11 protein-coding genes are annotated in these 11143 nt (G+C 45.4%); 1 reads left to right on the plus strand and 10 read right to left on the minus strand.

Going from position 1 to position 11143, the window contains the following annotated elements:
- The 9 genes from rny to V7Q33_RS22530 form a co-directional block, all read right to left on the minus strand.
- Positions 1–1523: ribonuclease Y (rny, locus tag V7Q33_RS22490; protein ID WP_333821380.1), on the minus strand; the 1523-nt coding region annotated here is incomplete at its 3' end.
- Positions 1524–1596: 73 nt separating this feature from the next.
- The gene (locus tag V7Q33_RS22495; RefSeq protein ID WP_331977163.1) at positions 1597–1884 is read right to left on the minus strand and encodes a cell division protein ZapA; all 288 of its coding nucleotides are present in this window, start codon (positions 1882–1884) and stop codon (positions 1597–1599) included.
- Between the two features lie 24 nt (positions 1885–1908).
- Positions 1909–2205 carry a hypothetical protein gene (locus tag V7Q33_RS22500; protein ID WP_331977161.1) on the minus strand — a complete coding sequence of 99 codons (297 nt, stop codon included), beginning with the start codon at positions 2203–2205 and terminating at the stop codon, positions 1909–1911.
- Between the two features lie 84 nt (positions 2206–2289).
- Positions 2290–4704 carry a phenylalanine--tRNA ligase subunit beta gene (gene pheT, locus V7Q33_RS22505; RefSeq protein ID WP_333821381.1) on the minus strand — a complete coding sequence of 805 codons (2415 nt, stop codon included), beginning with the start codon at positions 4702–4704 and terminating at the stop codon, positions 2290–2292.
- Positions 4705–4815: 111 nt separating this feature from the next.
- Positions 4816–5436 (minus strand): DUF1684 domain-containing protein, encoded by a 621-nt coding sequence (locus tag V7Q33_RS22510; RefSeq protein WP_333821382.1) that lies wholly within the window; start codon positions 5434–5436, stop codon positions 4816–4818.
- Positions 5437–5531: 95 nt separating this feature from the next.
- Positions 5532–6800 (minus strand): serine hydrolase domain-containing protein, encoded by a 1269-nt coding sequence (locus V7Q33_RS22515; protein ID WP_333821383.1) that lies wholly within the window; start codon positions 6798–6800, stop codon positions 5532–5534.
- 110 nt (positions 6801–6910) lie between these two features.
- Positions 6911–7603, minus strand: coding sequence for a RadC family protein (gene radC, locus V7Q33_RS22520; RefSeq protein ID WP_333821384.1), 693 nt, complete (start codon positions 7601–7603; stop codon positions 6911–6913).
- Between the two features lie 195 nt (positions 7604–7798).
- Positions 7799–8053, minus strand: coding sequence for a 30S ribosomal protein S20 (gene rpsT, locus V7Q33_RS22525; protein ID WP_331977151.1), 255 nt, complete (start codon positions 8051–8053; stop codon positions 7799–7801).
- A gap of 66 nt (positions 8054–8119) precedes the next feature.
- Complete coding sequence (locus tag V7Q33_RS22530) at positions 8120–9748, minus strand: M1 family metallopeptidase (protein WP_333821385.1); 1629 nt, start codon at positions 9746–9748, stop codon at positions 8120–8122.
- Between the two features lie 54 nt (positions 9749–9802).
- Between V7Q33_RS22530 and V7Q33_RS22535 the strand changes: the two genes are divergently transcribed.
- On the plus strand, positions 9803–10786 hold the full coding sequence (locus tag V7Q33_RS22535) for a zinc dependent phospholipase C family protein (protein ID WP_331977147.1): 984 nt from the start codon (positions 9803–9805) through the stop codon (positions 10784–10786).
- 25 nt (positions 10787–10811) lie between these two features.
- On the opposite strand, the gene V7Q33_RS22540 is transcribed toward V7Q33_RS22535, so the two are convergent.
- Positions 10812–11105 carry a hypothetical protein gene (locus V7Q33_RS22540; RefSeq protein WP_331977145.1) on the minus strand — a complete coding sequence of 98 codons (294 nt, stop codon included), beginning with the start codon at positions 11103–11105 and terminating at the stop codon, positions 10812–10814.
- Between the last annotated feature and the right edge of the window lie 38 nt (positions 11106–11143).

Consider the following 11143-nt stretch of genomic DNA (forward strand, 5'->3'; position numbering starts at 1 on the left):
ACCTGTCCGGGATATTGCATGTCGCGTTCTATCTTTTGAGAGATGTCGAAGCTCAGCTGGCTTGCGCGATCGTCTGTTGCTTTCTCGGCATCTACAATTACGCGCAGCTCGCGGCCGGCTTGTATAGCATAGCATTTCTCTACGCCATCGAAGCTGAGGCCCAGCTCTTCGAGTTCTTTGAGGCGCTTGATATACTGCTCCATCACCTCGCGTCTTGCGCCCGGGCGTGCACCGCTTATGGCATCGCAGGCCTGCACAATAGGAGAGATAATGCTGGTCATTTCAATTTCATCGTGGTGAGCACCTATAGCGTTGCAGATTACCGGGTGTTCTTTATACTTCTGCGCCAGCTCCATGCCTACTATAGCGTGTGGCTTCTCGAGTTCTTCGGGCCATACTTTACCTATATCGTGCAACAAGCCGGCACGTTTTGCTTGCTTCACGTTGAGGCCAAGTTCGCTCGCCATAATCGCGCAGAGGTTGGCCACTTCGCGTGAGTGCTGCAACAGGTTTTGTCCGTACGATGAACGATAGCGCATCCGGCCTACCATCTTTACCAGCTCGGGGTGCAAACCATGTATACCGAGGTCTATCACGGTGCGCTCGCCAATCTCTACAATTTCATCTTCAATGTTCTTGGTAGTTTTTGCCACGATCTCTTCAATGCGGGCCGGGTGTATACGGCCGTCTTGCACGAGGCGGTGCAGCGACAGGCGCGCGATCTCTCTGCGCACCGGGTCGAAGCCGGAAATGATGATCGCTTCCGGAGTATCGTCTACTATAATTTCAACGCCGGTAGCGGCTTCGAGTGCGCGGATGTTACGGCCTTCGCGACCGATTACTTTACCTTTAATATCATCGCTCTCGATGTTGAATACCGATACACAGTTTTCTACGGCATGTTCCGTAGCCGTGCGCTGAATGGTTTCTACTACAATCTTTTTGGCTTCTTTGGTAGCAGTAAGTTTAGCCTGCTCCATAATGTCTTTGATGTAGCTCGATGCGCGGGTTTGTGCTTCGTCTTTGAGGGAAGCAATGAGTTGCTCGCGGGCTTCATCGGCGGTGAGCTTCGAAATGTTTTCGAGCACCTGTATCTTCTGCTGGTTGAACTTGTCGAGTTCTTCCTTGCGCTTTTTAACGTGCTCGAGTTGAGCAGAAAGGTCGGTGCGGATATCGTCAAGCTCGCCTTCTTTGCGCTTGAGGCTTTCTATCTCTTTGCTCAGGGTTTGCTCGCGTTGCTTGATCTTCTGTTCGTTGCTGATGATGAGGTTCTTCTTCTTGTTGGCTTCTTCTTCGAACTCGGAGCGCATCTTCAGAATTTTTTCTTTGGCTTCGAGGATTCGGTCTTTCTTCAGGTTTTCGGCTGCAATTTCGGCTTCTTTGATAATCAGCTTGGCGCGGTCGTCTGCATCATCCAGACTTCGTTTCATTTTTTTGTTGGAAAGAACCGACCCGATTACAAAACTCAGCACGGTGGTTAACACCAGGCTGCCCACGATGACTATGACATAAAAGAGAGACATAAAAAAATAAGGGGTTTATATATACTACCCCGGTATGCCACCTTGGCTCAGAAAGGAAAGGAGTAAAAGAAAATTACAGAATAGATTGAGACACGAGGTGGTTGAGGTGATTTACCTTCTCAAACACGGTTTGGTCAATAACCTGATGGTTTTCATCGGCGGCCATTTTATCTACCAGGCAATCGAATGCTACCATAGCCAGTAGATCTTGTTTGTCATCAATTCCAAATTGCTCCCGGTAAGTTTTGAGTTTCTCATTGATGAGTCTCCCAGCCGTTCGCACCCGCTCTTCATCGGCACGCTTTACCTTCATGGGGTACTCGCGGTCGGCTATCTTTATCTTTATTGAAAGTTCCTCCATCAATTTACCTTACGGGGTTGCTTTTTATCTGCTTAAGTGAGCGATGCACTTGTCTATCTCACGAATGTATTCGTCCACTTTTTTCTTTAACTCCAGAACACTTCCGTCTTCCGGGTTTAAATTATCCACAATTTTAGTGATTTTCAGTTGATTATGAAAACCGGAGATCTGTTCATCGCGGACTTTAATAGCAGCTTTCAGTTCCTGATTTTCGGATTTCAGGCTCTTGAGTTCCTCTTTCAGATTTTTGTGCTCGTTAATGAGCACCACAAGTTTACGTTCTAACCCCGTAAGGTTAGACTTTAAGAGTTCTTGATCCATTTCAATTCTTTATGCTGCTGGGTTTCGCCAGTAGCCGTTGGTAATTACACTCATTGCAGAGCGTTATATGCCGATTCCTGCTATTTATTTCCGGATTACAGCCCCAAGCTTTTCCTCGAAAGCTTTCATCAACCGGTTCATGGTCTTATCGATCTCGTCATCGGTAAGCGTCTTGGTTTCATCCAGCAATGTAAAGCCCAGCGCGTACGCTTTCTTTCCCTGCGGAATGTTCTCACCTTCATATACATCAAACGCGATGATGTTCTTGATTAACCGCTTCTCGGTAGTATGCACCACGTTGCTGATCTCGCTGAAGTTTACCTGCTTATCTAACACTAATGAAAGATCGCGTCTCACTTCAGGGAACTTAACAACTTCTTTAATTACTAACTTAGGGTTTGCCGATTGGAAAAGCAAGGATGTATTTAGCTCGGCATAAAATATTTCCTGCTTTACTCCGAAATCTTTCAGCAGCACTGGTTTTACTTTACCAAGCTTGCCGATTTCTTCATTTCCTCTCGACAGTTTAGCGCCATATTCGAGTAACTGATCGTTAATTGTTTCCTGTTTCAGGTTTGTGACCCCGCATTTTATCAACACCTGTTGAACTTGCTGTGCCAGGTCGTAATACGTAACAGACTGTGTTTTATGTCGCCAGTTTTCAGTCTCAACATTACCGGTCAGGTAAAACGCGAGGCGCTCTTCTTCCTTATACTGTCCACCGTCTTTATAGTATATTTTACCGAACTCGTAGAGCTTCAGGTCTTTTTGTTTGCGATTAATGTTATAGGCACAAACTTCAAGGCCGGTAAACAATAACGTTTGTCGCATAATGCCCTGCTCTTCGCTCAGCTTGTTCAGTATCTCAACCGGCTCGCCTTTAAAAGTAAGTTTGTGTTTTTGTTGATAGGCCTGGTTGGTGAGTGAGTTGGTCCATATTTCATAGAAGCCATTACCGGTAAGCAATTCGCCAATGCTTCGTTTGAATTTATCAATGCTCTTTACCGGGAACTCTGCCAGGTAATCGGTACTTGCAGTATCGGCCAGTTCTATATTGTTGAAACCATAGATGCGCAGAATCTCTTCGGTGATATCTGCCTCTTGTAAAACATCTACACGATACGGTGGAACAGATACAGTGAACTGATCGTCTTTCTTATCAATGATCTTTATATCCAGCCGCTCAAGAATCGCAAAGATCTCCTCACGCGGTATAACTTTACCGATAAGGCGGTTTACGTTTTTATCTTTTACCTCGATGGTTCTGTTCTCAATCTTCGCAGGGTAAATATCCACGATGTCGGAAGAAATTTGTCCGCCGGCAATTTCTTTTACCAGCAGTGCTGCACGTTTCAGTGCATATACCGTAATGTTCGGATCGGTGCCGCGCTCGAAACGGAACGAAGCATCGGTTTTCAGTTGATGATGCAGCGAAGTTTTGCGAACATAGTCAGCCGAGAAATAGGCACTCTCCAGGAATATATTTTTGGTAGCTTCGGTTATACCTGACTTGGTTCCGCCAAATACACCCGCTATACACATACCTTCTTCTGCATTGCAGATCATCAGGTCGGTGGCGAGCAACGTTCTTTCTTTGTTATCGAGTGTGGTAAATTTAGAACCGGCAGGCAATGTTTTTACGATTACTTTTTTGCCTGTGATCTGATCAGCATCAAAAGCATGCATCGGTTGCCCGAGCTCATGACAAATGAAGTTGGTGATGTCGACTATATTATTGATCGGTGTAAGACCGATGGATAGCAAACGGTTCTTCAGCCACTCGGGAGATTCTTTCACAGTAATGCCGCTAACCGTAATGCCGCTATAGCGCGGGCATGCTTCCTTATTTTCAACTTCTACTACTATAGGAAGTTGTTGATTGTCTACCTTGAATGCCTCTACCGATGGATATTTTATGTCTCTGTTTTTCGAAGCGCGAATGTCGCGCACCACACCGATATGTGATGCTGCATCGGCACGATTGGGTGTTAAGCCGATTTCGAGTATATAGTCTGATTGAATGTTGAAATATTGTGCAGCAGGCGTACCGTTGGCCACGGTGGTGTCGAGCACCATAATACCTGCATGGCTTTCACCCAGACCAATTTCATCTTCGGCACAGATCATTCCTTCCGATTGCTCTCCGCGTATCTTGGCATTCTTGATTGTGAACGGCTCGCCTTTGGTAGGATATACCGTTGCGCCCGGCACAGCCACCACCACGCGCTGTCCTGCCGCCACGTTGGGAGCACCGCATACGATTGGCAATACGCGATCGCCACCCACATCTACCGTAGTAACCGAAAGTTTATCGGCATTGGGATGTTTAGCACAGGTAACTACAGTGCCGATTACAAGTCCTCTCAATCCGCCTTTTACAGTTTCATGCTCTTCCACTTTCTCAACTTCAAGACCGGTTGATGTAAGCACTTTTCCGATCTCTTCAGCCGATTCAGGGATGTCGATGTATTCTTTCAGCCAATTGTATGAAATGGTCATAATTCAAGTAGTAAAAATTACCCGGACAAACCTGCCCAAGTATATGAATAAGACCTCAAAAATAAGGGTTTAGCCGGAACTGACTAAAGCAGAAGATTAAAAAAAGGCCGCTCAGTTATGATAAACTTTCTCGCCTGCGCGAATGGCGACTTTCAACAGATTTTCTGCCGGTGGCAGCGGGCACGAAAACTCATCGGCATAGGCACAATAGGGATTGTAAGCCATGTTGAAATCCAGTGTTATCGTATTGCTGCCCTGCACTTTAGTAACATCGAGGTAGCGGCCGGCACCGTATGTTTCGCGGGCGCTGGTTTCGTCACCAAAGGCGAGGAAAAGTTTTCCACGAAATGGCCCCATGTCGATCATCTCCAGGATGAGGAGTTTATTATGAAAACCATCGAGGTCAAATTCTGCATAGGCGTACTTAACATAGCGTTGCTCTTTGCCATCGTTGGTGCGCAGCAATACAACTTCTTTATTCTGTACAGGCTTTAGATCGGCCGTGATTTTATAGCGTACATCCACCGGATAATACTTTAATCCCTGAAATGCATTTTTATTGCTGGCAAAAGGCGATTCTTCCGAAGTGCGCATAAACTGCTCTTTCTCATCGCGCTCCTTTTGTATCTGTTCGATATAGGCCGTTTGATCCTGCCCACCCATGAACGAGTATAGCAGACTAACAATGATAACGACTACTACAATGAGGATAAAGATGCTTTGTTTTTTCATAAAATTTGTTTCCCACAGATCGCACAGATTTACACAGATAAATGTAAACACACTCAAGTCACACTCTCACACGTCCAGTAACCGGAAGCTAGCAGCTAGTGGCTAATTTGTTCTTTGTTCGCTAAGATAACACGTTGCCGGTTATCATAAGCAATGATGGAATCACGATGTGCTTTGAATAGGTTTAGAAACACTGGTATACCTGTATCCGCTACAATGCCCGGTGCATTTGCCAGCAGGCATATAGCCATGCGGTCTTTTACGTTTACGGCTACTTCGCTGCGATAGCCGTTTACATAACCTCCGTGGTATACCAATGTATCATCCGGATAATATAGTATACGCCAGCCTAATCCGTAATAAGATTTGCTTACGCGATGTGTTCGTCCATAGTTTCTGTTCTTGGAAGGTGCGGCTACCTGTGGTGTAAATAACTGTGCAAGTGTTTCGGGAGTGATTACATCTCTTCGGTTTCCCAATAACGCAAGCATCCAGTTAGCCATGTCGGAGATGCTGGCATTGATACCACCGGCAGGTGCCACGTTATAGTATGTATTGGTAATGGGCGCTTCTGCCCATTGGCCGCGCCGCATACGGTGTGGTCTTGCTATATCCGGATTGGTAATGAATGAAGTATAATCCAGCGATGCAGTTTTCATATTGAGTGGTATAAATACCCGTTCCTTCATGAGTTCATCGTATGTTTTTTTCGTGGCAGTGTGAATCACTTCTCCGATAAGACTATAGGCTACATTCTGATAACTATATTCTTTGCCGGGAGGATTAGGCATGTTCACTTCTTTCAGTTTATCGAGTAATGCTGAAAGCTCAATGCCTTCTTCCACAAGATTTGTGTAGGTGTGATAAGGAAGCCCTGTGCTATGAGAGAGTACATGGCGTAGCGTGAGCATCCTGGTATACTCCGCAGATTTGAGTGTGAATGATGGAAGGTAATCAGACACATGATCATCCCACGAAAGTGTACTGTCGGCCACCAGTGTGCCGGTAAGAAAAGCAGCAAAGCATTTCGATACAGATGCTATCCTGAAAACGGTGTTAATATCTACAGAATCTTTGTTGTCAACGGCTTTGAGGCCAAAACCTTTCATATATACAATAGACGAGTCCTTTACAATGGCGATGGCTGCGCCAGGTGTGCCCGAAGCTTGCATCAGGCTCTTTATTTCTTGCTCATAATTTTCAAGTATGCCGGTAAACTCGGGGTTGCTATAAGGTTTAACAACAACGGGAGCAGGCGCAGCCACGGGTTGGTGCTCTTCTTCGTTGTCTTTCCATACCTGTGCGAGTAGCAAAGGCAAAGTAATGACCAGCAGGACGATCAGCAGCGCGCGTTTTCTTTTCATGTTTGGATTTCAAACTTAGAAACAAGTAACGAAAGGTAAAAACAATGCCTGTGCTCACATTCGTTACAACGTGATACTGCTGGAAACGAAGAAAGTAACAATCAAGTATATCAGAGCATGCCCTGATCAGCAAAGCTGAAGTACCGCTGGCCGGCAATAATCAGGTGATCAAGGATTTGAATATCGAGGAGCCGCGCACCTTCTTTCAGTTTTTGGGTGAGGTGAAGATCGGCCACGCTTGCCTCCAGGTTTCCCGAAGGATGGTTGTGCGCCAGTATGATACCGGTGGCAAGCTCATCGAGTGCCAGCTTGAAGATTATTTTTGGATCGGCCACGGTGCCCGATACTCCTCCCAAACTTATCATTTGCTTGCGCAGCACACGGTTGGCTCTGTTTACCAGAATAATCCAGAACTCTTCGTGCTGAATATCGAGTAGTTCGCCTTTCATCAATTCAAAAGCATCGCTCGATGAGCCAATCTTGGGCTTGTTATCGTCTTCTATATTTTTTCTTCGGCGGCCAAGCTCCAGGGCAGCAACAATACTAATGGCCTTGGCTTCGCCGATGCCTTTTATTTTAACCAGATCTTTTACGGTGAGGCTGGCCAGTTTGTGGAGGTTGTTATCGGCCTGTGCCAAAATTCTTTTGGCAAGATCCAAAACACCAACGGTAGGAGTGCCGGTTCCTAACAAGATGGCGATAAGCTCTGCATCGGAGAGTGACGACCTGCCTTTGAGGATAAGTTTTTCGCGCGGGCGATCTTCGGGTGACCAGCTCTTAATGCTGAGCGCTTTTTCTTCCATTATTACCATACTATACAACGTTTGCCACGAAGATATAAAAATTGCCAAAGGCTGTTTCAACGCTATCACATTTTCTATCGCTCTTGGCAAAGTATAATTACTTCTTCCTGATAACGGGTGAGGTGAGTATAAAGCAAAAACCCCGCTTTATGGGCGGGGCAATGTGTAGGTTAATGTTCGTTTAAGAAACGCTTCTTAAGCGATTTTATTCACAAGCTTTGTAAGCTTCGACTTCTGGTTAGCAGCTTTTTTCCAGTGAATGATGTTCTTCTTCGCCAATTTATCGATCAAAGAAGAAACTTCTTTCAAAAGACCTTGAGCTTCAGTCTTCACCGTGGAAGTTTTCAACTTCTTGATGAGGGTGCGAGTAGTTTTATGCTGGTAGCGGTTTCTTACACGCTTGATCTCATTCGCACGGATTCTTTTTTCTGCTGACTTATGGTTTGCCATAGTTCGTTTTCAAATAAGGACTGCAAAGGTAAAGGGATTTACCGGATTTGCAATGGTATCGTTCAATCAATTCTTTAAAATTCCCTCGTAGAGTAAGCTGGTATTGGGATCCAGCTCTATTTTCAAAGGTTTTTGGCCAGTTTTGAAGCTGAATTTATTTGATTTTTTATCCAGCCAAACACGCTCAACCTCGCCTGACTGCCCATTCCCGGTATAGATTCCTATTTCCAGCGACACCTGAAACGCATCGCCTGCCTGTGCCTGGTTGACGGTAACATTTACCGATTGTGTCTTTGCATCGTAGTTCCAGCTCCATTCCAGCATCGGGTGCCCTGCACGGTAGAGCCATTGGGTAAAAAAGACGTCAAGTTTTTTGCCGGAGGCATCTTCCATTACCTGCCTGAAGTTTTCGGTAGTGGCGTTGCTGTTCCTGTATAGCCGGTAATAATTTTGGAGACCGGCCCAGAAAGCCTCATCTCCTATTTCAGAGCGTAGCATGTGAAGTATCCAGCTGCCCTTCTCATACGAGTTTGCACTCAGAATTTGTAGCAGGTCATCCGGCAATGAAGAGAACACTACCGGCAACTTCGTTTTTTTATAGAACTCAGTCACTTTGGTGCGATCGGCACGCAGGTCTTGGGTCATGCGATCGCGGCCATACATAAACTCTATATATAGATGGGTAAGGTAGGTGGCAAACCCTTCGCTGAGCCACACATGGTGCCAGTCGGTTTCTGATGCTGAATTACCAAACCACTGATGTGCAATTTCGTGTGCAACAAGCGATTCATTTTTGGTAGCATTGTTTACGCCATCGCCAACAACGACCGAATTTTCGAAGTAAAAAATGTTGCTGGCGTTCTCGAGGCCACCATAGCGTGTAGTAGATTGAACGTTGGCTAATTTCTTATAAGCGTAAGGTCCGATATGGGCATCATAGAAATCGAGGATGCGCGGAGCAAATTTGTAAGCCTCAAAACCTTCTTCACGATTTTGTGGATATACCCAGCTGGTAACTTCGAAACCTTTTACAATCCCGGTCTGTTTTATCGCGAACCGTGCTACACCGATGGTCATTACTTTAGTAGCAAGCTCGGTGTCTTCATGCCAGTGTGTTAATTTTTGTCGGTTGCCAATGTAGCTCTCTTCAATCTTTATGCCGCTGCCAACCACTTCATATTTAGGAGGTGCTGTTATAATAAAATCAACCGCTGCTTTATCTGATGGATGATCGATGGAGGGAAGCCAATGATGTGCGCGGTTTGGCCAGTTGTCGCCAAAGAACGTGCGATCGCCAAATTTATTTTTGGAGATGATTAACCCATCACGGGGTATACCGCTATAGGTAATCGTGAATGACAACTGCGAAGCTATATTTAAGGGCGAAGGTAGTGTAATTTTTACCTGGTCATTCTGATGAAGGAATTTAACAGGCTTTCCCTCTGCCGTTATGTTCGTTACTACCATGCCCGATCCGGAGGCATCTTTATTTGCCAGGTCAAGTTCAAAATCGGTTACAGCCTTTTTGAAAAGAATGGTAACAGTTGCTTTCCCTGCAATTACATCTGTAGAGTCATTGAGAGTGAGCTCGAAAATATAACGTTTAATGTCGATATTCTCATTTTTCGGATATTCGTAGCTATAGGTATAGCGGGAGAGTGCTAAAAGTATACAAGTAAAGATCAGTTTTTTCATTGCAGCTTCGTTTTTTATTATCTTACAGGCGCAAGTATAATTCATCAACGTTGTATGTTAAAATTGGCAGGTCTTTATCGCTATAGCAAGCGGGTTTGTTTGATTGGTATTCTTTTTCTTTTTGGCGGCTGGGGATTTTTTGGACATCAGCGCATCAACCGGCTTGCGGTATTTGCATTACCTCCGGAGATGATCGGCTTCTATAAAAAGAATATTGGCTACATCACCGAAACAGCGGTGAATCCTGACAGGCGAAGATTCATCGTGGCAGATGAAGCTCCCCGACATTACATCGATCTGGATCATTATGGCGACAGTGCATTATATACGCTGCCGCGGTATTGGAAAGATGCCGTTGAGAAACTTACCGAAGACACACTGAAGACATACGGCATTTTGCCCTGGCACATCAATCGCATGTATTATGCATTAAAAGATGCGTTTGTAGTGCGCGATGTTAACCGCATTTTAAAATTGTCGGCAGAGATCGGCCATTATATTGGTGATGCACATGTGCCGTTGCACACCACCGAAAACTACAACGGCCAGCTTACCGGCCAGGAAGGAATACACGCATTTTGGGAATCGCGCTTGCCGGAGTTATTTTCCGATCGGTATGATTTCTTTGTTGGCAAAGTTTCCTATATAGTAAACCCACAACTGGCTGCATGGGAAGCTATAGAAGAATCTCACCTGGCAGTAGATTCGGTTTTAGGAGAGGAAAAGAAATTGTTTGCAAAATCAGGCGATCATAAATATTCATTTGAAACGAAAGGTCGCCAAACGCAGAAAGTGTTTTCACAAGAATATTCAAAGGCGTATCACGCGGCACTGCAAGGTATGGTGGAGCGTAGAATGCGTGCAGCTATAAAACTCACCGCCGATATATGGTATACCGCGTGGGTTGATGCCGGCCAGCCCGACTTGAATGAGCTTTTGCTATATCAACCCTCGGAAGAAGAGATACGCCAGCGCAAAAAAGAGCAGGAAGAATTTAACCAGGCGCCCGCTATAAAAACGCGAACACATGAAATATAGCTGCCGTGTGGATTCCTGGTAAAGATCACTTTCGTGCGAGAAGCTCTTCAGCAATCGCGCGCCACTCTTCTTTCAATGTAGCAGAAGGCATTTTGCGATTAGCGCGACTGTACCAGTAAGAAGCATTTCCCAAATCACCTTCCACACGATGCAGGTAAGCATGGATCCAGGAACCATCGTTGGAGTGTATATCCTGCGCTATATTGTGAGCAGCTTGCCAATCGCCCTTGCCCTCATACCACAAGGCCTGCAGTAAACTGTTTAATTGCTGAGGAGGCGTTGCACTGCTCAGGGAATTCTTGAAATCTTCGAATGTCATGGTGCAAAGCTAAAAGCAGAAAGTTTAAAGCACAAAGC

The sequence above is a fragment of the Ohtaekwangia sp. genome (assembly GCF_036786105.1).
In the GTDB taxonomy this organism is placed as follows: Bacteria; Bacteroidota; Bacteroidia; order Cytophagales; family Cyclobacteriaceae; genus Ohtaekwangia.

What these genes read in the sequence shown, in the direction of transcription:
- V7Q33_RS22495 (WP_331977163.1), bottom strand. Translation starts at nt 1,884, where the DNA reads ATGGAGGAACTTTCAATAAAGATAAAGATAGCCGACCGCGAGTACCCC.
- V7Q33_RS22500 (WP_331977161.1), bottom strand. Translation starts at nt 2,205, where the DNA reads ATGGATCAAGAACTCTTAAAGTCTAACCTTACGGGGTTAGAACGTAAA.
- pheT (WP_333821381.1), bottom strand. Translation starts at nt 4,704, where the DNA reads ATGACCATTTCATACAATTGGCTGAAAGAATACATCGACATCCCTGAA.
- V7Q33_RS22510 (WP_333821382.1), bottom strand. Translation starts at nt 5,436, where the DNA reads ATGAAAAAACAAAGCATCTTTATCCTCATTGTAGTAGTCGTTATCATT.
- V7Q33_RS22515 (WP_333821383.1), bottom strand. Translation starts at nt 6,800, where the DNA reads ATGAAAAGAAAACGCGCGCTGCTGATCGTCCTGCTGGTCATTACTTTG.
- radC (WP_333821384.1), bottom strand. Translation starts at nt 7,603, where the DNA reads ATGGAAGAAAAAGCGCTCAGCATTAAGAGCTGGTCACCCGAAGATCGC.
- rpsT (WP_331977151.1), bottom strand. Translation starts at nt 8,053, where the DNA reads ATGGCAAACCATAAGTCAGCAGAAAAAAGAATCCGTGCGAATGAGATC.
- V7Q33_RS22530 (WP_333821385.1), bottom strand. Translation starts at nt 9,748, where the DNA reads ATGAAAAAACTGATCTTTACTTGTATACTTTTAGCACTCTCCCGCTAT.
- V7Q33_RS22535 (WP_331977147.1), top strand. Translation starts at nt 9,803, where the DNA reads ATGTTAAAATTGGCAGGTCTTTATCGCTATAGCAAGCGGGTTTGTTTG.
- V7Q33_RS22540 (WP_331977145.1), bottom strand. Translation starts at nt 11,105, where the DNA reads ATGACATTCGAAGATTTCAAGAATTCCCTGAGCAGTGCAACGCCTCCT.